Annotated in this window: 24 protein-coding genes, 1 tRNA gene and 1 pseudogene; 13 read left to right on the plus strand and 13 right to left on the minus strand. The window is 55.9% G+C overall.

Annotation, left to right across the window (positions count from 1 at the left end; all coding sequences use genetic code 11):
* The 10 genes from hisS to BP822_RS03520 form a co-directional block, all read right to left on the minus strand.
* A partial coding sequence (gene hisS / locus BP822_RS03475; RefSeq protein ID WP_286877750.1) for a histidine--tRNA ligase occupies positions 1-1,342 on the minus strand: 1,342 nt, incomplete at its 3' end.
* A gap of 67 nt (positions 1,343-1,409) precedes the next feature.
* A complete protein-coding gene (locus tag BP822_RS03480) occupies positions 1,410-2,141 on the minus strand; it encodes a hypothetical protein (RefSeq protein WP_273272110.1) in 732 nt (243 codons plus the stop codon).
* Positions 2,142-2,170: 29 nt separating this feature from the next.
* Positions 2,171-2,593 (minus strand): hypothetical protein, encoded by a 423-nt coding sequence (locus BP822_RS03485; RefSeq protein WP_273272112.1) that lies wholly within the window; start codon positions 2,591-2,593, stop codon positions 2,171-2,173.
* 355 nt (positions 2,594-2,948) lie between these two features.
* On the minus strand, positions 2,949-3,560 hold the full coding sequence (locus BP822_RS03490) for a TIGR00296 family protein (RefSeq protein ID WP_273278278.1): 612 nt from the start codon (positions 3,558-3,560) through the stop codon (positions 2,949-2,951).
* Positions 3,561-3,617: 57 nt separating this feature from the next.
* Positions 3,618-4,280: a flavodoxin family protein gene (locus BP822_RS03495; RefSeq protein ID WP_273272114.1), complete on the minus strand. Its 663-nt coding sequence runs from the start codon at positions 4,278-4,280 to the stop codon at positions 3,618-3,620.
* 27 nt (positions 4,281-4,307) lie between these two features.
* Complete coding sequence (gene proS / locus BP822_RS03500; RefSeq protein ID WP_013719682.1) at positions 4,308-5,771, minus strand: proline--tRNA ligase; 1,464 nt, start codon at positions 5,769-5,771, stop codon at positions 4,308-4,310.
* Positions 5,768-6,352, minus strand: a complete 585-nt coding sequence (locus BP822_RS03505; RefSeq protein WP_013719681.1) for a stage II sporulation protein M — start codon at positions 6,350-6,352, stop codon at positions 5,768-5,770. The genes proS and BP822_RS03505 overlap by 4 nt, the downstream gene beginning before the upstream one ends.
* A gap of 35 nt (positions 6,353-6,387) precedes the next feature.
* On the minus strand, positions 6,388-7,278 hold the full coding sequence (locus tag BP822_RS03510; RefSeq protein WP_276619772.1) for a hypothetical protein: 891 nt from the start codon (positions 7,276-7,278) through the stop codon (positions 6,388-6,390).
* Between the two features lie 77 nt (positions 7,279-7,355).
* A complete protein-coding gene (locus BP822_RS03515; protein WP_286859026.1) occupies positions 7,356-8,021 on the minus strand; it encodes a LysE family transporter in 666 nt (221 codons plus the stop codon).
* Positions 8,022-8,184: 163 nt separating this feature from the next.
* Positions 8,185-8,257, minus strand: a tRNA-Ala gene (locus tag BP822_RS03520).
* Between the two features lie 508 nt (positions 8,258-8,765).
* Between BP822_RS03520 and nrdD the strand changes: the two genes are divergently transcribed.
* Positions 8,766-10,991: an anaerobic ribonucleoside-triphosphate reductase gene (nrdD, locus tag BP822_RS03525; RefSeq protein ID WP_157863965.1), complete on the plus strand. Its 2,226-nt coding sequence runs from the start codon at positions 8,766-8,768 to the stop codon at positions 10,989-10,991.
* Positions 10,992-11,062: 71 nt separating this feature from the next.
* A complete protein-coding gene (locus BP822_RS03530; RefSeq protein ID WP_013719677.1) occupies positions 11,063-11,239 on the plus strand; it encodes a 4Fe-4S binding protein in 177 nt (58 codons plus the stop codon).
* Positions 11,240-11,389: 150 nt separating this feature from the next.
* Here BP822_RS03530 and BP822_RS03535 read toward each other — a convergent pair whose 3' ends face one another.
* On the minus strand, positions 11,390-12,064 hold the full coding sequence (locus BP822_RS03535; RefSeq protein WP_013719676.1) for a DUF116 domain-containing protein: 675 nt from the start codon (positions 12,062-12,064) through the stop codon (positions 11,390-11,392).
* A gap of 134 nt (positions 12,065-12,198) precedes the next feature.
* Between BP822_RS03535 and BP822_RS03540 the strand changes: the two genes are divergently transcribed.
* The 6 genes from BP822_RS03540 (at position 12,199) to BP822_RS03565 (ending at position 16,321) form a co-directional block, all read left to right on the plus strand.
* Entirely contained in the window at positions 12,199-12,654 is a 456-nt protein-coding gene (locus tag BP822_RS03540) for a 30S ribosomal protein S15 (protein ID WP_013719675.1), read from the plus strand.
* Positions 12,651-13,973, plus strand: coding sequence for a single-stranded-DNA-specific exonuclease RecJ (locus BP822_RS03545; RefSeq protein ID WP_013719674.1), 1,323 nt, complete (start codon positions 12,651-12,653; stop codon positions 13,971-13,973). Before BP822_RS03540 ends, BP822_RS03545 begins: the two co-directional genes overlap by 4 nt.
* Positions 13,970-14,200, plus strand: coding sequence for a KEOPS complex subunit Pcc1 (locus BP822_RS03550; protein ID WP_013719673.1), 231 nt, complete (start codon positions 13,970-13,972; stop codon positions 14,198-14,200). The genes BP822_RS03545 and BP822_RS03550 overlap by 4 nt, the downstream gene beginning before the upstream one ends.
* A complete protein-coding gene (locus tag BP822_RS03555) occupies positions 14,197-15,699 on the plus strand; it encodes a serine--tRNA ligase (protein ID WP_013719672.1) in 1,503 nt (500 codons plus the stop codon). Before BP822_RS03550 ends, BP822_RS03555 begins: the two co-directional genes overlap by 4 nt.
* A gap of 98 nt (positions 15,700-15,797) precedes the next feature.
* Positions 15,798-16,142 (plus strand): ribbon-helix-helix domain-containing protein, encoded by a 345-nt coding sequence (locus BP822_RS03560; protein WP_157863753.1) that lies wholly within the window; start codon positions 15,798-15,800, stop codon positions 16,140-16,142.
* Positions 16,139-16,321: a hypothetical protein gene (locus BP822_RS03565; RefSeq protein ID WP_048132238.1), complete on the plus strand. Its 183-nt coding sequence runs from the start codon at positions 16,139-16,141 to the stop codon at positions 16,319-16,321. Before BP822_RS03560 ends, BP822_RS03565 begins: the two co-directional genes overlap by 4 nt.
* Positions 16,322-16,328: 7 nt before the next feature.
* Here BP822_RS03565 and BP822_RS03570 read toward each other — a convergent pair whose 3' ends face one another.
* The gene (locus BP822_RS03570) at positions 16,329-16,460 is read right to left on the minus strand and encodes a hypothetical protein (protein ID WP_269798790.1); all 132 of its coding nucleotides are present in this window, start codon (positions 16,458-16,460) and stop codon (positions 16,329-16,331) included.
* Positions 16,461-16,695: 235 nt separating this feature from the next.
* Here BP822_RS03570 and BP822_RS12865 point away from each other — a divergent pair.
* From BP822_RS12865 to BP822_RS03590, 4 genes and pseudogenes are all read left to right on the plus strand, one after another.
* A pseudogene (locus tag BP822_RS12865) lies at positions 16,696-17,539 on the plus strand (radical SAM protein).
* A 25-nt stretch (positions 17,540-17,564) separates the two neighbouring features.
* A complete protein-coding gene (locus tag BP822_RS03580) occupies positions 17,565-17,993 on the plus strand; it encodes an archease (protein ID WP_048133111.1) in 429 nt (142 codons plus the stop codon).
* A 67-nt stretch (positions 17,994-18,060) separates the two neighbouring features.
* A complete protein-coding gene (locus tag BP822_RS03585) occupies positions 18,061-19,485 on the plus strand; it encodes an RtcB family protein (protein ID WP_013719668.1) in 1,425 nt (474 codons plus the stop codon).
* Positions 19,486-19,490: 5 nt separating this feature from the next.
* Entirely contained in the window at positions 19,491-20,228 is a 738-nt protein-coding gene (locus BP822_RS03590) for an RNA methyltransferase (protein ID WP_013719667.1), read from the plus strand.
* A 63-nt stretch (positions 20,229-20,291) separates the two neighbouring features.
* Here the strand turns inward: BP822_RS03590 and BP822_RS03595 are convergent, their stop codons facing one another.
* Positions 20,292-21,350: a hypothetical protein gene (locus BP822_RS03595; protein WP_013719666.1), complete on the minus strand. Its 1,059-nt coding sequence runs from the start codon at positions 21,348-21,350 to the stop codon at positions 20,292-20,294.
* Between the two features lie 132 nt (positions 21,351-21,482).
* On the opposite strand from BP822_RS03595, the gene BP822_RS03600 reads away from it, so the two are divergent.
* Positions 21,483-23,416, plus strand: a 1,934-nt coding sequence (locus tag BP822_RS03600; RefSeq protein WP_286877752.1) for a peptidase U32 family protein, incomplete at its 3' end; no start/stop codon positions are given.

Raw genomic sequence — 23,416 nt, forward strand, 5'->3', positions numbered from 1 at the left:
GGCTGAGCCGTTCTACTATCTCCTCTAAGGTCAAATTCTCCTGCTCTCCCCCTGACATGTCTCTCAGGATCAGCCTGCCGGAATCCAGCTCCTCTCTGCCCACGATCACCGCATGCCTCGCACCCGCTCCTGATGCGGCCTTGAGCTGCGCCCCCATGCTTCTGCCCATTACGTCCAGAACCGTAGGGACTGACCTTCGCAGAGATACTGCGATCCTGGCAGCATCAACCTTGACGTCGGGGGTGTATACAAGGAAGACCGGCGGCTTTCTCTCCTCCATTATATGGGCGATCTCCATTATGCGGTCGAATCCCAGGCCGAAGCCGGTTGATGAGGTCTCTTTCCCTCCAAATAGGCTGGAGAGCTCATATGTTCCTCCGCCGCATATCTGGCGCTGTGCTCCCAGACCCTCAGCATAGATCTCAAAGACCGTGCCTGAGTAGTAATCCAGGCCCCGCACAATCTCAAAGTCGATTTGGAAGTCCACCCCGTAGGCTCCGAGAAGATCCACCGTCTCTTGGAACTCCTCCAGGTGGAGTTGGGAGCTGACCGCCCTTCCATTGCGAGCGGACCCGCGGCCCTCTGACTGCATCTTGGGCTCAGAACAGGCTTTCGGACCCCCGATCCCGGTGGAGGCCTCTTGAGTCTCAGTGAGCAACAGATCGCCGGCGATCTCCAGGGCCTTATCCAAAGACGCTTTGCCCTTCAGATCGATCAGCTCCAGCAGTCCCAGATCTCCTTGATCTAGATCCTCCAGCAGCTCCTTTAAAGCAGACCGCTCCTTTTTGTCGATCATTCTCATCGCAGCCGCTCTTTTATCCCCCTCGATTCTCTCTAAAATAGCCCGTATGAGACCCAGATAGCCGAGGTGAATATCTCCCCTGATTCCCGCGCTCCTGATCAACTGATCTGCCAGAGCGATGGCCTCTGCCTCGGAATCCGGCCTGGCACCTCCTATCAGCTCCGCACCCAGCTGCCAGAACTCCCTGAAGCGCCCTTTCTGTGGGCGCTCGTAGCGGAAGCAATTGCCAAAGTAGTAGAGCCTCAAAGGCTTGGGCGAGTTTTGCAGCTCGGAGACGAACATGCGCATCACTGGAGCGGTCAATTCCGGACGGAGGGCAAGATCTCGACCTCCTTTGTCCTGGAAGCTGTAGATCTCATCTATTACTGAGGCACCGGATTTCTCTGTGAATAGCTCAAGATGCTCAAATGTGGGTGTGGCTACCTCCTGGTAGCCCCAGCGACAAAGCACTTCTTGCATCGCTTTTCGGGCCTGGCTCCGCTTCCGCATCTCTTCTGGAAGGAAGTCCCGCGTGCCTCTCGGTCTCTTGATGATGGTCATATCGAGAGAGAAGTAGAACGCAAAATGCCCTTATAGTTTGTGATTCAAAAAGAAGAAATCATGGGAATTATCTCAGCTTCTCTTCCACCTCAGATGGACAGGCGATGATCTGCACTGGCCGTATCAGGATGTTGGAGGTGGCGGTGGCACTTCCCCCTTTTACCGAATTTATAGCACTCACTGAGATCCCGCTGACGTCTATGACCATATTATTGCCCAAGAGCGCTGCCGAACCGCTCCTGGTCACATTGTTCGAGTTGAGGTCGTATTTCTTGTCCCTGTTCAATGCTTTATCCACAGCGCGCTCAATGCTATCTGCCGCAACATGACCATTATACCAATTTAGCGATCCATCATCGGTCTCCTGGCCGGTGACGCTGATCTCCAGGGAATTGGAAAGGTCCTCCGACCCAGCATCACAGTCTTGGCTGCCGTCGTAGATAATCTCTCGCTCCCGGTCGGTATTGATTGCCGTCAGATCTGAAACCACCCTCTTCGAGCCGGTTTCATTCAGCGCTATATCTTCTCTTGAAGGCAATGGCCAGAGAAAAAGAGCTTTCGACCGAAGCGCCGATGTACTTCGCACTGACCAGGGGAGAGTGATCGTCTCTCCATTTACCTTGAACTTCCCTATTGCGCTTCCATATGGTTTATCCATAGTGCCTGAGAGGGTCTTTTTCATCTCTTTCTGCAGGTCGGGGAGGCCCGCCTCTGATCCCAGTGCATTGAGCATGAGGCATGAGAAGATAAAAATGGCCCCCACCAGCAAGAGGCCAGTGGGCTTTAGCATTTTTTTCATTTTCGTCCTTCAGGTCTGATGATCCCGATCTATTGCTGGTTGGTGACGATCTTCACATTGTTGGTGGCAATCGCGGCTCCAAAGGCCAGTGCCTCCCTATTTCCCACCCGGATCTGCTCCATGTTGACCTTTAAGCAGCATTCCTGGCAGGATTCGGGACCGCAGCATTCGCACTCACCTGAATCCTGATTCTTCTCGATCATCAGGTTATTGGTGGCTGTGGCCAGAGAAGGTCTCCGCCAGATGCCGCCAAAGGCCAACGCCCTGTCATTTCCGACGGTCAGGCGATCGAAGTTTGTATCTGCGAACTCAGGGAACTGGAACGCAGATGCCTCTGACTGAAATATGCCTCCGCCCCTCCCCAGAACGTCCACCGCTCCACAGGGCTTCATTCCCTGTGCCAGAATAGGTACCGATAGCATCACTACGGCCAATACCACAAGTACTCCCATTTGCCTAATAATTTCACCTCATCATCATTTTAGGATATAATCAATTAGTCACTCGATGATATTTATACGTTCTGGTGGTTTTTTTCATGAAAAGCTAGATTTATAGAGATATTCTTATCGAGAAAATTTTACCATAGGTATGCACCAGCGATAATAATGAGACCATTTCGCCGATATATTAAATTTTGAAGCAAGTGCAGGCAGAGAGGAAGCGTCGCTAGGATCAAATCATAGTGATAGGCTATATTGTGGTCAAAACCATAAAATTAGAATAAAATGGGCATGATAGTTATCATCAGTCCGAGCCCTACCCTCATTGCAGCGGCAAGTGATGCGCAGTCATTTCCCTTAATTGTTATGTACCGCAGGGACTCTCAGTGAAGCTCTTCTCAAATACCTCCCTCTCCGGCGCCACCTCGGCGAAGATCTGCGCCTCGAAGTGCTCTATCAGAGTGTCCTCATCCAGCCAGGCATCTGCCGGCAGGCCCGCTTTGACGCAGGTCTGGCCTAAAAACTCCAGGGAATCAAAACCCCATTCAATCGCCACCTGGGGCAGCAGCAGACCGGTGAACGGCCCTTTGGAGACGATGAGGCCGTCCCTTCCCACCTGAATCCTCTCGGGCAGGTTCTTCTTAGGCCCGGTGCAGGCCTGGGGCTCGGTGAGAATGGTGACCTCCAGCTCAATCCTCTTCAGCTCACCCGGCCGCAGGCCAGGGAACCGCGGATCGCGAAAGCCGGCATTGATCGCTGAATCCACAATGGCCCGACCAAGGGGCAAGACCGGCCGAGGATAGCCTATGCATCCCCGCAGGTCCCCATCCTCATGCAAAGTTACAAAGACGCCACGCTTCTGGGAAAAGACTGGCTGCATCCCTTCTGGGTCCAGGGCCTCCTTCGTTTCCATATAATGTGCCAGGGCGCGCCTGGCCAGGCGGACGGCTGCACTTCCCTCATCCACTGTCAGCATGATTATTAATAGGCCTGGAAGATATTAAAGAGTTGTGCGGGTTGGAGCTCGCCCGCTCTAGCGCCAGTTGATGCTGTTCCAGTGCTCGTACTCGTGCTCCCAGTTATCCTTGTTCATGCGCACCAGCTCTTTGAAGTGAGAGCGGATGCCTTCCTGCACCTTCCTCTGCTCAGCGTAGTCGCATTTGGTGCGAATATCCTCGACCAAGGCCCGGCCCAGATCGCGGGCCTTCCTCTCCCCCTCCTCCAGGGCACGAGGGCCTTTGCTCATCTCAGCTCCTGCGCTGCCGGTAACAAAAGCGCCGAAGTTGACCATCAAGCTGTCCAGATAGCCAGTGACCTGGTCATAGTTGCTGCCGCCGGTGGCCAGGCTGCAGCAGTACTTGCCGGTCAGGAGCTGGCAGTGAACGGCATCAGCCATCCGGTCGATGAGAGTCTTCAGCTGGGCGGTCACAGTATGAAAGTAGTTGGGCGAGCCCAATATCAGACCGTCCGCCATAAGGATCTTCTCATACAGCCCCTGAAAGTCGTCTTTATGCACGCACTTGCCGGTTTTAAAGCAGGTCTGACAGGCATTGCAGTACTTGATATCAAGCTGGCACAGGTCGACCAGCTCAGTCTCTGCCCCGTTCTCTCCTGCACCCTCTAAAGCAGCCTGAACCAGCCGCAGAGTGGTGCTCCGCGAGCCTTTTGGGCTCGAGCAAATTCCCAGTATCCTCATCCTCTCTCATCCTCCCAGGCAATCGGATTAGTATTGTCTGGCCATGTATGTGCGCTTGTCGGTCAATTTGCCGCAGACGGCGCAGGCTGCTGGTGAGAAGCTCTTGTACTGAGGCTCGCCAAGCATATTCGCCTCAACCAGGTCCTCAAGCTGGTGGCCGCACTCCTCCTTCTCGCACCAGGGGACTAGAGCCACCCCTGCCTCAGTCTGGGCTCGGGCTTCATCTATGCTTGCCACCTCCCGGATGCGGGAATTGGCAAATGCCTCTGCCCTCTGATAAAGCGCTGCCTGAAGCCTCTCCGCCTCCCTGACCAGGGCTTGGGCCAGCCCTTCCCTGGGCAGGGTGAGCTTCTCAGCATCCCGGCGCACCACCGTCACCACTCCCTTCTCAATATCCCTGGGGCCGACCTCCAGGCGGATGGGAACCCCTTTCATCTCCCACTTATAGAACTTGGCACCGGGCCGCTCGTCGCTGGTGTCCAGCTCCACCCGGATGCCTGCCTGCTGCAGGATCCTCAACAGATCCCTGCAGACCTCCAGCACCTTCTCCTTGTCGCCGAGGAGGATGGGCACAATGACCACCTGGACGGGAGCCACCTCCCAGGGCAATGCCAGCCCCTTATCGTCCCCGTGCACGGATATGAGGGCGGCAATACAGCGCTCAGAGATGCCGTAGCAGGTCTGATTGACCAGCTTCTGCTCGCCATCCTCTGCCTCATAGGTTATCTCATAGGTCTTGGCAAAGGTGGAGCCCAGATGATGGGCGGTCCCCACCTGCAGGGTCTTGCCATCGGGCATTATCACATCGATGGCGGTGGTATAATCCGCACCAGGGAACTTGTCCCAGCTGGGCCGGCGGCTCACCAGGAAGGGTATGGCCAGGCGGCGATAGAACTCCGAGTACCTTTTGATCGCCACCTCCACCTGCTCTGCCGCCTCCTCCCAGGTAGCATGTACGGTATGCGCCTCTTTGAAGGAGGTGATTTCCCGCAGGCGTATCAGAGGGCGGGTATGCTTGGTCTCATAGCGGAAGGTATTCACTATCTGGTAGATGCGCAGAGGCATGTCGGCATGCGACCTTATCCAGAGCTTGAACATGGGGTATATGGCCGTCTCGCTGGTAGGACGGAGGGCGAGCTTGACCTCCAGGGGAGTGGTACCGCCGCAGGTCACCCAGTAGACCTCCTCCTCGAAGCCTTTGATATGCTGGGCCTCCTTCATGAACTCGTTCTCCGGTATCATCAGGGGAAAGAGGGTCTCCTGATGATCGGGATCCAGAAGCTGCCGGATGATGCCGTAGACGTTCTTCTTGATGGCGAAGCCGAAGGGGAACCAGACGCACATTCCCTTTACAGGGTAGCGGTTATCAATGATCTCCCCCGTCATCAGCAGCTCATGGTACCACTGGCTGAAGTCCTCTTTGGGAGAAAGCTTGGCGCTCTGCCCGCCGGATTCCCCTTTGCCTTTGTTCTTAGTATCTGGATATGTCATGCGACCCTCGATATGATAAAGGGGGTGATAAAAGTTTCAATGGCCGCGGCCAAAAGGAGCAAGGGCATTATCCAGCGGAGGAGGAAATGAATTGCTACACGCATCTCTCCGGAGAGGTCTGAGCTCTCTTTTAATAGGGATAGGGCTAGCATATGGCCCAGCCGCAAGCCAATGGCGATGCTCAAGAGGACGACTGGAAGCTCGATGATTCCATGAGGCAGAATGCCTGCCGCCAGATAGAGCCATCCTTTCTGTTCGACCGCGCTATAGCCGACTATTCCCAGAAGAAAGCCATTGGTGGTGGCGACTATCATGGGAACGATCCCCAGCCCTAATCCTAAGAGCATAGCCGTGGCAGAAGCGAGGAGATTTTTGAGGAATATGATTATCATTATCATGAGTGGCGGCTGCTCCAGTATCCATGCCAGCATCTCCAGCTCCTCTGTCCAGCTGGCGGCGAACTCTGGATCAAGCTGAGCAGTATAATAGCCCATGACGGCAGTGAGAGCGAAGAGGAATACTGAGATAGCGACATAGATGTAGATCGACCTCAGATAGGCGGCATCATCCTTGATGGACAAGATATCTCCCCATCAGATCACCCTTTTTACCTTATTTAAGGATACCGTGATCTCGCGAAGGAGAGAAGGATGAAAAAAGCGGTCTCCGCGAGGACGCAGAATGCCGCCGGGAGCCCTGCTGCCGGACCGACGAGGAGCAGGGATACCGCTGCTGCAAGTCCCAGGTTCTTGAAGGAGCCCAGAAGGGTAAGGGATATGGCCTGGCTGCTCTTCAAGCCAGCGGATCTGGCCAGGATAAACACTGCCAATCCCACAGCGAAGGTGCGGGCTATGGATATCCAGGCCACGCTCCACCCATCCGTCCAGAGGGCTCCCTGGTTCAGGCCGATCACAGTATATGTGACCAGGAAGAAACCCAGGTTTATGGGAAGGACGGGGTTGATCGGAAGCAGTCGCACCAGCCTGGAGGCAAGAGCAGGGATGAGGATCAATACAATGGAGATCTGGAGCAGATAGATGGGGCTTATTCCCGTCTGGTGAACGAAGAGGTAGATGATCAGGGGCATCAGCAGGAGCGAGGCCAGGTAGGAGAGTATCTCTCCGGCAAAAGAGAGGCTCATGTCCCCTTTCAGGATGCGGGTCATGGGCAGTACGGCCACTGCCGGCGGGACCGCGGCCATGATGACAAAGCCATGCCTGAGCGATTCGTCGGGCAGACTGTAGCTCAGAAGCAGAATCAATCCGCTCAAAAGGCCGTAGTTTATGATGATGCCGAGAAATCCTCTTTTCAGAGAGGCCGAGGATTTGATATCTCTTCCCAGATCGACCTCGGTCAGGGAGAAGGCCATCATAACCATGAGCGCCGGGGTGACCAGAGCCTCTGTCGCCCCTGCGGGACCCGGCAGCACCAGGCCTAAGAGGACTGAGAGGATGAGGACTGATGTGGAGTTCTGAATGAGATCGACAATCCGCTTTCTCGTGCTCATCTATCCTTCCTGAAGATCAAAGGATCCGTTCCGCCCAATCATCCGTCGCCTCCGGGGCCTCGGGCTGGAGAGCACCCTCAGCCAACCACTCCTATTCCGCTTCCCAGGTAGTAAATGCCGAATAGGATCAGGAAGATGCCGCATAGCCCCAGTATTCTTCTGTAATTCTCTGGGGAGAGGAGACCCCTTCCCCGCTCCAGGCTGCTGGAGACGAGAAGATACCAGCCGAAGTCGGCGCTCCAGTGTCCGATCATGAATATTGCCGCCACGATCAGACCGGCCTCAAGACCTGATACGATAAGGACGCTGCCTATGGAGAGCCACCAGATCCAGAAATAGGGGTTGGCTGCGCTGGTGAGAAATCCTGCTAGATATGGATTGGTGTAAGATCCGTCACCTGCTGAGGCCATGGTGGCTCTCTTGCTATCACGCATGGTCAGAATGCCAAAAGCGATCAGAGCCAGGCCGCCCATGAGGGCGATGGAGCGAGAGTACTGCTGCATAGTCACCGCCAGACCTTTCACAATTAAAAGAAATATCACGATCTCGATTAGCGCATGGCCAGCAGCAACCTTGGGGCCGGCCAGCCAGCCGTCCTTGAGTGAGGAGTTGACTGTAGCCAGGAGGGTAGGTCCTGGGGCGATGGCCCCGGTCAGGCCGACGGTCAGGCCTATGGAGAAGGTCATGGCTATGGTGGCTATTGATCCTGACAGCGCCTCTGCAGCCTGAATGATATCTAACATCTTCGCCTCAGAACTCTTGGGAATAAGACTGTTGCTCTGCAGGTAAAAGAGGTTTGCTGCCGGCAGCCTTTGTCTGATCGTGGGTGTTAATGTACTATAGCAGTTAAAACGATGACTTTTGAGTGGAAGCAGATGAATGCAGACAAAAGGTACAACAGGCTAATGGACAGGTCGGGATTTGAACCCGAGGCCTCTACCATGCCAAGGTAGCGATCTTCCAGCTGATCTACCTGCCCTTCGAGCCACAAGGTGAGCAGTACTCCATTTAAACATGTCGGTAGAAAGAGGGCAGGCGGCCAGATGAGGATCGGGCCGCTGAGCCATCAGAACTGCTGAGCATCTCATCAATCTCCTCCCCAGCGGGGTTGCAGGAGAAAAAATTAGATTATGCGGCCAATTGTTGCCTAAAGATTCCCTTTTACATCTCTTAAGGAGCAAGGTCATCATCTTGCGCTGGCCGTCGCGATGGCGAAGGAGATCTTCAGCTCACTTTCGTCCTGCAGGGATATGGTTGATAATAAAGCATACTGATAGTCTTAAGCGTTTACTTTATAACTGAGTTGATACATACTTGCTAAAAAATTTTGCGACTGTTTGGAGCGCAAAAGGAATAAACTGGAGTGGAAATACTGGTCTAATAGATCGATCGTCGAGAGGAGGCATAATGTTGCTTTATTGTAGAGGGGATGGGCGTTGAGCAGCAGAATCGTTCAACAGACCCTGGAAGGGCTGGCTGTTTCGTCTATGCCCAGAGTCAGGACCACGGACGGCCATCTGCTGGACTGGGATAGAGAAGCCATAGCCAAGCAGCTTCTAAAAGAGACCAAACTATCTGAACAATTCTATAAAGAGCCAGGCATAACCGAAGAAGAGGCGGAGGACATCGCCAAGGAGGTAGAGCGCCGGGTTAGGTGGATGAACGTCCGCTACCTGAGCGGCCCTCTGGTCAGAGAGATCATGAATGTGATCCTCCTGGAGAGGCATCATACCGAGTGGCGAAATATCTGCACCAGGGTGGGGACGCCCGTCTTCGATGCCCATCTCATCGACATCGGCACAGGCTTCGAATCCAAGGAGAACGCCAACCTGCAGGAGAACGCTGAGACCAGCCACAAGAAGAAGGCGGATAAAATAAGCAAGGAGCAGTACCTTTTGCTTCTGCCCCCATACCTTGCCGACCGCCACCTGGCAGGAGACCTGCATATCCATGACCTGGAGTACTTCGGAACCAGGCCGTTCTGCCAGGACTGGGATCTGCGCTACTTCCTCTACTACGGCCTGATGCCCGACGGCCTGGGCACCAAGGCCAGCGTTGCCGGCCCGGCCAAAAAGCCTGAGGTGGCCATACTGCATGCGGTCAAGGCCCTGGGCAGCGCCCAGACCAACTTTGCGGGAGGGCAGGGCTTCTACAACTTCCTCACCTTCATCGCTCCATACTTCGAGAACCGCAATTATGAAGAGATCGTGCAGCTGATGCAGATGTTCGTCTACGAGATGACCCAGATGATGGTCGCTCGCGGCGGCCAGCTGGTCTTCTCCTCGGTGCAGCTCACCCCGGGCGTCCCCAAGCTCTGGCGGGACAAGCCTGCGGTCTATGCGGGAAGGGTCTGGGACGGCTCTACTCCCGACGCGCCTCTCAAGACCTACGGCAAGTTCGAGCGCGAGGTGCGCCTGGCCTTCAAGGCCCTGATGGAGGTCATGCTCCAGGGCGACTACTGGGGCAAGCCCTTCAACTTTCCCAAGCCCGAGATCAGCATTGAGCCCGATTTCATGAAGGAGGACGAAGAGTTCAATGCCGCTCATCCCGATCTTCCCACCTATCAGGAGCTCTACCTCCAGACATTCAAGCTGGCGGCGGAGTATGGCACACCATACTTTGACAACCAGCTTCCTGCCTACCGGGGTGCAGGGGAGGGAATATCATGCTATCAATGCTGCGCATATCAGTTTGCAGCCACATTCAGTAGCGACGATCAGTTCGACGACAAGCTCCGCTTCCGGGACGGTAAGCACTTCTCCATGGGCTCCTGGCAGGTTGTCTCCCTCAACTGCCCTCGTGCCGCTTACCTCGCTCGGGGGGATGACGATCTCCTCTTCGAGTATCTGCGAGAATTGATGGACACATCGGTTGAGATATTCAAGGTGAAGCGGCAGTGGATGAACCAGATCATCAACAACCATCGCATGCCATTTGCTACCCAGCAGCCCAGGGATCCCATCACCGGCGAGATGGGCTCCGTCGCCGTCGGCCTGGATGCCCTGGTTTATACCATAGGCGTTGTGGGCGTCAATGAGATGGTGCAGTTCCATACCGGAAAGCAGATGCATGAATCAAAAGAGGCCTGGAAGCTGGCGGTTCGGGCCATGACCGAGATGGAGATCTATGCCCGGAAGCTCTCAGAGCAGCATGGCATGACCATTGCCCTCGCGCGCACTCCAGCCGAGACCACGGCCCAGCGTTTTGCTGTATCCGATCTCATCCACGAGGAGTTCAGAGAATGTGCCGAGAGGGTGGTGAAGGGCGACCTGGATGCGTTGAGGAGGAATCTGCATAAGACGCGCGACTTGCCCGTCTACTACACCAATGGAACCCACCTGCCACCCAGCGCGGACGTCACAATCTTCGAGCGGGCAAAGCTCGAGCATGTATTCTTCCCCATAGTTGATGGCGGCAACATCTTCCACGTCTTCTTAGGCGAGGCCACCCCTGATCCCCAGGGCTTGATGGACTTCGGCCTGCGCCTGGCAAGAGAGACCCAGATCGGCTACTTCACCTTCACCAAGGACATGACCGTCTGCCTGGGCTGCTCCCAGGTCTCGGGCGGATTGGAGGATAAGTGCCCCAACTGCGGATCGGAGAATGTGGACCACATCAGCCGGATCACCGGCTACCTGCAGGCGGTGAGCGGATGGAACAGCGCCAAGAGGCAGGAGCTCAAAGACAGGAAGAAATACAATGAACTGGCCTAGATCTGCGAAAGGTATATATCGGATATACATGCAGGTGGATTTGCCTTTGAGGCAAATTGGAGGACTCAATAATGCCCGCAGTTGTTAATAGAGACGAATGTGTAAGCTGTGGAACCTGCGTCGAGGAGTGCCCGGAGGAGGCCATCAGCCTGGACGACGAGGAAATAGCAGTCGTAAATAAGGAAAAGTGCACTGAGTGCAAGACATGTGTTGAGGCTTGCCCCTCTGAAGCAATCAGCATGGAGTGAGTGCAACTCCATCTCATTTTTTTTAAGCGTATCATTTCCCGAGTGCAGTTCTTCATTCTATTGACGCTGTATTATCCCATGCCCGACCGTTCAATATGGCTGAGATGATATGGAAATAGCACGCTATTGGAAACAACGCTGCTTTCGAACTCAAGCGCCCTGCTTTTCCGTCGATGGCACTTCGGCAATGGCCTCATAGAAGGCCTCCCAGTCGATGCTGGTGGCAACGCAGCCGGATGTTGATAGCGGCACCCCTCTGGCCGGTATGCCGTGGCTGTGGCATAGATCCAGTCCCTCCTTAATCTCCATTGAGCACCCCACTCCCACAATTGCTCCTGGTCGGCCTTTCTTTATGATCCTCTTTATGAAGCTGGAGCCAGGAACCACATAGAACCTATAGCCCAGGCTTTCAGCGTATTTCTTGGCCTCGCCGATACCACAGCGACCGCAGTCGATGCACATTATCCCTTCTGGGGTGAGCTTGGCAGGGCACTGGACGCTACGGAGACATTGAGGCATGAAGATGAAGCGTTTCTCATAGGGAGTCTCTAAAAACTTTTTTGTATTAATATAATTTCTCAGGCGCACGCCGACATCATCCACCATGGAGTCATCAGCTCTCGCCACCCAGAAGAGCGACTTTATCACGTCCTCAAGAAGCATGATGCCCAAAAGCATGTATCTGGCGGCGAAGAAGTTGCCCGTCTTAAAGGAGTAGAGGATGAGCAGAGCTATCAGTACGGAGATGAGGAGGACGGCCGCGGCAAGAAAGACCACCGCCTGGCCGATGAGATAGAACAGCTGGTTTAAGTACTCCGGAAGCATGCACTAATCTTCAAATCCCTGGCTTATAAACCTGCTACCAGGATATGTTGCCAGAAGAACGGCGCAAGTTTTTTATCTCACCTGGCAGTGAGAATTATACCTTCGCCATTATGAGATTGAATGAGGATTGAAAGATGGCAAAAATGCATAGCCGAAAAGGGGGCTCCTCTCGTTCCCGACCGCCCATGGTGACCAAAGCGCCAGAGTGGTCTGACGTGTCCAAGGAGGAGCTGGAAAAGACAATCATGAAGCTGCACGATACAGGCATGTCCCCCAGCCGCATCGGCCTCACTCTGAGAGATCAGTATGGAGTACCGAACGTCAAGCTGGTAATAGGAAATAGCATAACCGGCTTTCTGAGGGACAACAATGCTCTGGCGGATATTCCAGAGGACCTGACAAATCTGATGAGAAAAGCGCTCCATGTGAGAAAGCACATCAAAGCCAATAAGAAAGACGTTCACAACAAGAGGGCTCTGCAGCTCACTGAGAACAAGATAAGAAGAATGGTGAAATACTATCACGACTCCGGGCGTCTGGCTCCGGACTGGACCTATTCGCCCGAGACCGCTGAGATTCTCATCTCATGAAGCGGCTGGACAAAGCGGCAGAAGCCATCGCCCGGTCCATCCGGCAGTGCGAGCACATGCGGGTGATCTCTCATAACGATGCCGACGGCATCACATCCGCCGGGCTGATCTGCCATGCCCTTATGCGCGCAGGCATTCCCTTCCAGGCCACATTGGTCAACCGGCTGGACCGGTCTGTGATCGACGGCCTGACCGGGCCGGTGGTCTTCTGCGATATGGGGAGCGGAAAGCCGGATCTGATCTCCCGGGTGCAAGGCGAGTGTTTCGTTTTAGACCATCACCGACCGGTGGGAACGCTGGACTGTATGCACCACAACCCCCATCTCTTCGGAATAGATGGGGCTTTTGAGCTGTCTGCAGCGGGCACCGTCTATTCTGTGGTCCGTCATATGGGCGACAATGCCGATCTCGCAGGCCTCGCCCTGGTAGGAGCGATGGGCGACCGCCAGGCCATGATCGGGGCGAACAGATCCATCCTGGAAGAGGCGGTGGCCAGCGGCGCAGTGCAGGTCAGGGCCGGTCTGAAGCTCTCAGAAGATGGACAGTTGGTGGATGTCCTGGCAAGGAGCATAGAGCCGCTCCTGGACTTCACCGGCGACCGGGAGAAGATCAAGAAGTTCCTGGATGATCTGAATATAAAGGGCAATGTCCAGTCCCTGGCGGGGGATGATCTGACCAGGCTGGCTACAGCATTAACCCTCAAGCTGATCATGCAGGGCAGCTTTGCTGCGGATTCGATTTTAGGAGAGGTGATCCGCCTCCGCCATGAGGTGGTGGAAAACTCCCTGCATATGGTGCAGCTGCTCAATGCCTGCGGCAATAGAGATCTTCCCGGAATTGGGCTCACATTATGCCTGCGGGATCACTGCGCGCTCCTCGAGGCCGAGAGGCTGGCGGATGAGTACAAAGAACACATCCTGCGAGAGATTAGCCTCCTTCGAGAGCAGAGCAGACAGATGAAGAACCTTCGCTACCTAAAGAGGGTGAATATGGAGGCGGGGGCGATCGTCTCGGGCCTGGGGATTCGATATCTTTACTCCGATCTGCCTTTAGTGACATTGAATCACAAGGATGATATGATCAAGATATCTGCCCGAGGGAACAAGCCCCTCATCGCCCGGGGACTGGACCTGTCTGTGGCCCTGCGAAGGGCAGCGGAGGCAGTGGGAGGAAACGGTGGGGGCCATACCATAGCCAGCGGCGCCTCTATACCCCCAGGCAGAGAGGATGAGTTCCTGGCCCTGTTAGACGAGATCCTGGACGAGCAGCTGAACAAAAGGACCGATCCCTCCGGCCAGACCGCTATGGACACGGCATGATTCATGCCCGGCTGGTCCTCTTGGCAGAGGCGGGAGAGGATATGGAGATGGTCGGCAGATCGATTGAGCCGGACAACCTGCCCAATATGAATCTGTTGATCGATAAGAGAAGCCTCTCCCTGCAGTTCTCAATCGAGAAGCCCGGCACTCTGCTCACCACCATGGATGACCTATTAATGAACATTAAAATAGCAAAAGAGACGCTATCTGTTGCGGAGGATAGATGAGATTTCATTTAGAGGCAAGCCTTCGGCTGAGCGCTGATGCCGGCGCAGCCGAGAAAGCCATTTCCGATTTTATAAGGGACGCTGGGCCGATATTGGAGAAAGGCGCTCCTGAGGGCCAGGGGGCAAAGATCACCGAATGGCGTCTGGCCAAAAACAGAATCGATCTAGTCATCGACAGCGACCGATATGTTCGGGCTCATGATGCCCTGCTCAGGCTGCGCCGGCCTCTCTCTGAGCTTTTAGGAAAGCAGTACCGGATTGGCGTGCGGGGCATGGATGTGACCGCTTTTGAGATCGAGGTCGAGTCCGACAGGGAGATCGCCCATCGTATCCCTTATGTGCGGGAGATGAGGCATGAAGGAGGACGGCTGCGCCTTATTCTGGATGTAGGCGAGGGCGGCACATTAGGTCAGTCGGAGATTGAGAACCGCATTCCCGACAGGATCGTCAGCCTTCTGGAGGAGAAGCTGGAGAAGGGCTACGGAGGGAAGACTGAGCACTGGGAGCTTCTCTGGGAGAGCGAGAAAAGAGAGCCCAAATTCAGAGCCGATCCCACTGAGGAGATGCAAAAGGCGGGCTGGATCAAGCACGGCTCTGCCCGTGGCCAGTGGATCTACGGGCCCCAGGCCACACATCTTTTCCGCACATTCGAGGCTATCGTCTTAGAGGAGATCATAGGGCCTTTGGGCTACCAGGAGATGATATTTCCAAAGCTTGACACCTGGGACGTCTGGAAGAAGAGCGGACACGCTCAGGGGGTCTACCCGGAGATCTACTTCGTCTGTCCGCCCAAGACCCGCGATCCAGCCTTCTGGGAGGAGGTCATGGACTATTACAAGGTCACCCATGAGGTTCCCCTGGAGCTGGTCAAAGAGAAGATCGACCTGCCCATAGGCGGGATGTGCTATGCCCAGTGCCCCACCTTCTGGGGATTTCTGCAGGGGATGACCCTTCCAAATGGCGAGCTGCCCATGAGGGTCTTCGACCGGTCCGGCACCAGCCACCGCTATGAGTCCGGCGGGATTCATGGCATCGAGAGGGTGGACGAGTTCCACCGTATAGAGATCGTCTGGCTGGGGACGAAGGAGCATACCCTTGAGGAGGCAGAGAAGCTGAAGGGCTGCTACAAGCACATCTTCGAGGATATCCTGGAGCTTACCTGGAGGACGGCCTGGGTTACTCCCTGGTTCATGGCCCAGGAGGGCAAGACCGGCCTATCAGAGATGACCGGAGCGGGCACAGTGGACTATGAGGCCATCCTGCCCTATAACGGAAACTGGATAGAGTTTCAGAATCTGTCTGTGAACGGGGAGAAGTACCCCAAGGGCTTCACAGTGAAGGCCCAAAGCGGCGAAGCCCTCTGGTCAGGATGCAGCGGAGTGGGCCTGGAGCGCTGGGCCAGTGCCTTCCTGAGCCAGAAGGGGCTGGATCCATCCAACTGGCCGGAGGAGTTCCGCCGGCGCTTCGGGGAGATGCCCAAAGGGATCAGGTTCCTCTGATCTCCCTTTTATCATTTTATTAGGCTTGAAAAGTTGGATGGTACTGGCAAGCACCAGACCGATAAACCTATAAATTAGTTTTAACTAATAAAATGGGCATGGGCGCAGATATCGCCAGTACTGGAAATGTGGGAAAAGTAGTTGGGGCCAAGCTGACCCGAAATGAGATTTTGCAGATCAACGGGCTTGTAGATGCCGGTCTGTACCTCAATCCCTCGGACTTCATTCGCGATGCTGTCCGGGAAAAGCTTGCTGCAATCAAGGTCATCGAATACCATGATGTAGACTATGAGACTGCCAAAAAGGAAGTTGCCGGGTATTTCCAGATGAAGGGCGAGGCATATGCATCTGATGCCAGCACCGACCTACAGCTGGATTATGAGCTGGTATGCAAGATCATGGATGACCTGGAAAAGGAAGGCAAGATGGAGCCAGTAAAATGAAGGGCCATGAGGTCGGCGACTCGATTCACGGTCACAGGATCATAGCTGAGGCGAGACGAGTGAGCGATCCCGTGGTCATAGTAAAGAGTGCCAGGCACAAGGCCCAGCGGATAGTCTTGACAGAAAATGCCCTGGCAATAATCGATAGAAAAGGTAGATGGTGCGGGCAAAGCCCGTGATTTTCAATCACATTTTCCCTCTCCCCAGGGCTACCACCCCTTTGGCGATGAAATCCAGGCCGATCGTCTGCCCGGCGGTGACGAATGCTGCCCGGGGCGGAATTCCATACCCGGACTTGAATGGATCGATAATGTGCATTCCCGGAGAGAGTTCAAGTCGGCAATTGCCCTAATGATCGGTGGTGAATAGAATAGAAGAGGGAAAGCCGAAAGGGGTAAAGGAGGAAGAAAACTCTATCGACTTTCGCCTTTGTCTATATAGACAATCGACGATATATATAGTTTTCCATCCTGACAAAAACCGGCTTTGAAAAGGACAATTGACGCCGAAAGGCTCTTCAAAGATCCGATCCCAAATTATGCTGTTGTGCTCTATGGCCCGCTACAACAAGATGCCCCCGGAAATTTTGGAGAAGCGCGCGCAAGAGGCTCTTGCACGCCTCGCATCCTGCAAGATCTGCCCCCGCCGCTGCCAGGCAAACCGCCTGGAAGATGAGAGGGGCTACTGCCGCACCGGTCGGTGGGCCCGGGTGGCCAGCTACACTCCCCACTTCGGCGAGGAGCCGCCCCTGGTGGGCCACTCGGGCTCGGGCACCATCTTCTTTTCCGGCTGCAACCTCTCCTGCGTCTTCTGCCAGAACTGGGATATCAGCCANNGATAGTGGCTGCCATAACATCAACCTCGTGACACCCACCCACGTCGTCCCTCAGATCCTGGAGGCTCTGGTCCTGGCCCGAGAAGAGGGCCTTTCTGTCCCTCTGGTATACAACAGCGGCGGCTACGACTCCGCAGAGGCCCTGCTTCTATTGGATGGCATCATCGACATCTACATGCCCGATGCTAAATACGGCCAGGACGGCCCTGCCCAGAAGTACTCTGCAGCGCCCGGCTACACCACCGTTAATAAAGCGGCACTGAAAGAGATGCACCGCCAGGTGGGCGACCTGCAGATGGACGAGGAGGGCATCGCCCTGCAGGGGCTCCTCGTCCGCCACCTGGTCCTGCCTGCGGACGCAGCGGGGACGGAGGAGGTGGTGCGCTTCATCTCCCAGGAGATATCCGTGCACACCTATCTGAATGTCATGGCCCAGTACCATCCGGAGTACCAGGCCTGCCGCTACCCCGAGCTTTCCCGCGCCATAACCGCCCGCGAGTACGCCCAGGCCCTGCATCTGGCCGAAAAGGCGGGCCTGGTCCGCGGGCTGGCAATGCTTTAATGCCTGCGGCTCTCACTAATATATGATGATTCCATTCGAATATCTGGAGCATACCGCAGATGTCAAGTTCCGCGCCTATGGCACGACTCCTGACCAGATGCTCTCCAATGCCGCCGCCGCCCTATTTGGCGCCATGATCTCCCCCGGCCAGGTTAAGGTTGAGGAGAGCTGGCAAGTGGAGCTTGAGGCGGAGGATCTGGAGGACCTGGCCTACCAGTGGCTCTCTGAGATCGTCTTTCTCTTCGAGACCGAGTCTGCGGTCTTCTCCCGCTTCCAGGTGGCACTGGAAGAGTTTCAAGATGGCAAGGGATGGAAGCTCCGGGCGGAGATCGGCGGGGAGAGGATGGACCCGGAGAGGCACTCGTTCCTCGCTGAGGTGAAAGCGGTCACCAGGCACAAGTTCGCCATCGAGAAGAACGAGCGGTGGTGCATTCAGGTGGTGCTTGATGTCTGATGGCTCTATGTCTGATGGCTCTATGTCTGATGATGTTCTATGTGTGATAATTGTGGACGTGTGATATATGGAAATTGAGAAGATCGATGATAACATCTACGAGGTGCCAATCGGCTACCGGCCGGGAATGCGGGTGCCGGGCAGGATATTCGTCTCAGCCGCCCTGCGGGAGATGGTCGAGCCGGGGACGGTCGACCAGGTGGCCAATGTCGCCACCCTTCCCGGAATCGTCGGACACTCCATGGCCATGCCCGATGCCCACCTGGGCTACGGCTTTCCCATCGGCGGGGTGGCCGCCTTCAAAGAGCAGGGTGGGATCATCAGTCCCGGCGGGGTGGGCTTTGACATCAACTGCGGGGTGCGCCTGCTCCGCTCGGACCTGCAGGCCAGGGACGTGCAGCCGCTCATCAACACCCTCCTCGATGCCCTCTTTCAGGCGGTGCCCTCGGGCCTGGGATCCACAGGCAGGCTTCATGCCACCGATCGGCAATTGACCGAATCCTTTCTCCGGGGAGCGGAGTGGGCAGTAGAGGAGGGCTATGGAGTGGAGTCGGACCTGGATTTCTGCGAGGAGAATGGCTCCATGCCCGGAGCGGACCCCTCCCAGGTGGGGGTCAAAGCGAGAAAACGGGGCCGCCCCCAGCTTGGTACCCTGGGCAGCGGCAACCACTTCCTGGAGATTCAGAGGGTCGAGGAGATCTATAACCCGGAGATTGCAAAAAGGTTCGGCCTTTTCAAGGGCCAGATCACAGTGATGATCCACTGCGGCTCACGGGGGGCGGGCCACCAGATCTGCACCGATCACCTGGACGTCCTGTCCAAAGCGGTGAGAAAGTACAATATCGACATCCCTGATAAGCAGCTGGCCTGCGCTCCTCTGGGCACTCCCGAGGCAGATCACTACTTCGGGGCCATGGTCTGCGCCGCCAACTATGCCTGGGCCAACCGGCATATCATCGCCCACTGGACGAGGGAGGTCTTCGACCGCTACTTCCCCGGCTCCCAGCTGCAGCTGCTCTACGATGTGGCCCATAACGTGGCCAAGATCGAGGAGCATCGGGTGGAGGGCAAGAAGGAGAGGCTCTATGTCCACCGCAAGGGGGCCACTCGGGCCTTCGGTCCCTCAAGAACGGAGATTCCCGCTGCTTATGAGGGCCTGGGCCAGCCGGTGCTGATACCGGGGAGCATGGGCACGGCCTCATACGTTCTCTGCGGCCAGGACAAGGCCCTTGATCTGACCTTCGGCTCCGCCTGCCACGGCTCAGGCCGGGTGATGAGCAGAAGCCAGGCCCTGAGGCAGTTCACAGGCAAAGAGGTGAAGGCCGCCCTCAACCGGGACGGAATCGCCGTTCGCTCCACCTCCCCTGGAATGCTGGCAGAGGAAGCTCCCCAGGTCTACAAACCCTCTGGCGATGTGGTGGATGTGGTGCACAACTTGGGCATAGCCACCAGGGTAGCCAGGCTGGTTCCCCTGGGGGTCTCAAAAGGATAGCTCCCATGAACCTGAGAGTGGTTTTGGTCGAGCCCCTCTATGAGGGCAATGTGGGCTCTGTGGCCCGGGCGATGAAGAACTTCGGCTTTCATGACCTGGCCCTGGTCAACCCCTGCAAGATCGAGGACTATGGTTGTGCCATGGCCTCTCATGCCCGGGACGTTCTGCAGATGTCCCGGAGCTTCTCAACTCTGGCCGAGGCCCTGGAGGGGGCGAACCTGGTGGTGGGCACAACCGGCAAGAGGCTGGAGCATGAGCAGCACCACCTGCGGCTGCACCTAAGGGTGCCCTGCCTGACCCCAGCCGGTCTGGCGGAAAAGCTCCGGGATAAGGAGGGGATGGTAGCCCTGCTCCTGGGGAGAGAGGACTGCGGCCTGAACAGCGATGAGATCTCCCTGTGCGATATGATCGTCTCCATTCCCACCTCCGAGGAGTACCCGGTGATGAACCTCTCCCACTCGGCAGCGATTCTGTTCTATGAGCTCTCCGGGATTGGAAGCAATAGCTCGAGCAGTGTCCAGATGGCCAGAAAAGAGACGTTGAATCTGTTGCAGGAGAGGGCGGGAGATCTTCTTGCGGATATCGCATATCCCGAGCATAAGGAGGACTATACCCTGCTTATGCTGCGGCGGATCTTCGGTCGGGCGGAGCTGACGGAGAGAGAGGCTCGAGCGCTTCTGGGGATCATAAAAAGGATCCGCTGGAGGATAAGCCATGGCCAGAAGGGCTCAGATCGAGATTGAAAAAAATAATTCTGGCCGGCTGAAAAAAGGTTGCCAGAAAAAAAGTTGATCTCTCCTTTTTTTTTATTCCAACGCCTCCGCCTTATTGTTGCTTGCCATAATCAGGCGCCGGGCGGCATACAGAAGGGCAGCGAAGCCCAGGCTCATGGATACAATGGACACCAGGCCGCCCAGGTAGGGGATGAGGAATAGAAGATTGAGGATGACAAATCCAATGGTAAAGCATACCAGATCCCCCTGTTTCAGCTTGCCCTGCAGGCAGATCCACCGGCCCAGGCTATAGGCCACAAATGTCCCGCTGAGCATCAGGCCGACGATCACGAGGAACGTAGATACCACTGCTATCGGCAGGCCCACCACGGTGATGGCCACCAGCAAGAGAGCGATGAATGAGGCGATGATGATGATGAATCCCAGTACGGTCCTGAGCAGGGTGGAGGTGCGAATCTCCTCGTCCACAGTCCGGAAGATGACGGGAATATGCTTTACCAGGATCAGTCCCAGGATGAAGTATCCGATGATGCTTATCAGGCTGAAGAGATCAAAGCCGCCCCATTTATCCTCTCTTGGCGGGGCCTTATCCTCTGTCCTCTCCGTCTGATAGAAGTCGACCTTGCCTGCCGAGCCGGTGTTGTTGAAGTCGCTCGCATAAACGGTCATTGTGCCATTGATCCGGCCGGAGTTCACCGCATTGCCGGCGCTGATGAGGGCATCTCTGCCCACTGTCCTGCCCGGAAGTATGCTCACCTGGCCTCCTGCTGCCACCAGATTGGTGCCGACATCTCCTCTCAAATCGATGGTACCCCCGACAGCCACCACCTTTCCACCCACATCGGAGTTCACATAGACCTGGCCGCCAGCAGCAATGACGTCTCCCTTTACTGGCGCGTTGATGTTCACTGTGCCTCCGGCGACTACAGCCGAATCAACTGGAGCGTTGATATTCACTATGTTTCCTGCGGCAAAGATATCATCCTCTACGGGATTGACTATGGATATCGTATCGCCAGAAAAGGTCCTCAATGCCTCCCCACTGGTGGAGAGGAATAAAAGGGCCATCAGAACTATTACTGCACTGGAATGATTCATCACATCCACCAGAACTATGTAAATGCAATTCATCAGATAAATAACCCGCTTAAGACATCGTCATCTTCAGGCAGATGAATAAAAATCCAGATGATCATTGAGGCTCCTCTTTTACGGTAAGGATAGGGCTTATCAACTCAGGGGCAACAGTCATTCTGACTGACATTGATAAGACTGCCTGAACTCCTCGCCCCAGCTGGATCGCCCCAGGCCCTGCACTCTGCCATAGCGGCAGGTGCGGATGCGGTGTACCTGAGCGGCAAAAGGTTTGGAGCGAGGAAGTTCGCTGCTAACTTCGACCACAAGGCCATGACGGAGGCCATAGACTACGCTCACCTGCGTGGGGTGAAAGTTTACGTTACCGTCAATACCCTGATCAGGGAGGATGAGCTGCTCGATTTAGCCGAGTACCTCGTCCAGCTGTACGATCTGGGTGCAGATGCCATTCTTCTCCAGGACCTGGGCGCAGCCTCACTGGCCCGCCGGCTTGTTCCAGATCTGGAGAGGCATGCCTCCACTCAGATGACCATTCACAATCTCCCTGGTGCTCTCTATGCTGCCCAGGGTAGCTTCAATAGGGTCGTCCTGGCCAGAGAGGTCACCATAGAGGAGATAAAAAGATGGGGACAGAAGATGGAAAAGGCGGGACTGGGCCTGGAGGCATTCGTGCACGGTGCCCTCTGCTACTCTTACTCTGGCCAGTGCCTTCTCTCCTCGGCCATCGGCGGGCGGAGCGGCAACAGGGGGATGTGCGCCCAGCCCTGCAGGAAACCGTATGTCCTGATGCATGGCAGAAAGGACGAATACGGCCGGCCAGAGGGCCTGCAGGCAGTGGCCCAGAAGGAGAGCTATATCATATCCACTCGCGACCTTTGCGTCTACAGGCATCTGGATAAGATTGTCCGCTCGCCCGTGCAGTCACTGAAGATCGAAGGGAGGATGAAGTCCCCCCAGTATGTGGCCATCGTCACCAGCATCTACCGGAGGGCACTGGATGCCATCGCCCGCGGCAGCTGGTCGCCCTCGAAAGAGGACGAGAGAGACCTCGCCCTGGCATTCAACCGCGACTTCACCATAGGCCACCTGCTGGGGGCAAAGGATGTCATGGGCAGAGGGATGTCGGACAATCAGGGGGTCCTCATAGGAAGCGTGGCCTCCTATGATCCCCAGAGAGGCGAGGCAGCAGTCCGTCTATGCGCTTCACTTGTGCCAGAAAAAGGGGACGGCCTGGTATTCCAGTCTCCGGGCCAGGAGATGGGCCTGGTAGTGCAGAAGGCCATCGAAAAGGACGGCCTGGTACGACTCAGGACCCCGGATAGAGTCCGTCCCGGGGCCAGAGTATTTCTCACCGGCAGCATTGCCCTGTCCCGGAGGGCAGAGGAGATCGCAGCCAGGGAGAGGGCTTCTATTCCCGTGAACATCCGCCTCACCTGGGAGGACGGAATTCCAGTTGCCGAAGGCCGGCTGGATAGCGGCGAGCTGGCGGTGGCCCGAGGAGAATCCAGGATGGGGGAGGCTGTAAATAGGCCCTTGACCCGTGAGCAGATCGAGTCCCAGATGAGAAAGACTGGAGGCACCCCCTTTGTGGCCAGGAGGGTAGAGATGGACTATCCTGGAGGGCTCTTCTCCCCTCCGAGAGCCTTAAACCAGCTGCGCCGCGATCTTCTGGCCGGGCTGGAGAAGGCATTGCTGGAGAGACGCCGGCCACCATCGGACCGGATCAGGGAGGCGAAGGATCGCCTCCAGAAGCTCGAGCTTCCGGCGAGAAGGGCTGGGGAGGAATGGAGCAGGCCTAAATTGTCCGTCTATGCCGACCGCCTGGATATATTGAAGGGTGCAGTAGACGGCGGATCTCGTCGGATATACTTCGAGCCCCTGATGGAAAAAGGGCGAGGATATAAGGATAGAAAAGAGACGATCCTGGCCCAGCTTCTGGAGGCAAAAAAGCTATGCGACAAGGCAGAGCTGATCTGGAAGTGGCCGCGAATCACTCGGGATGATTTCATTGACCTTGCCCTGCCCCTGCTCTCCGAAGTCCAGGTGAACGGGATCATGGTGGAGAACGTCGGCCCTGCCTGGGCGATCAAAGAGAAGATGCC

The organism is Methanosaeta sp. UBA458 (assembly GCF_002496085.1).
Classification (GTDB): Archaea; Halobacteriota; Methanosarcinia; order Methanotrichales; family Methanotrichaceae; genus Methanothrix; species Methanothrix soehngenii.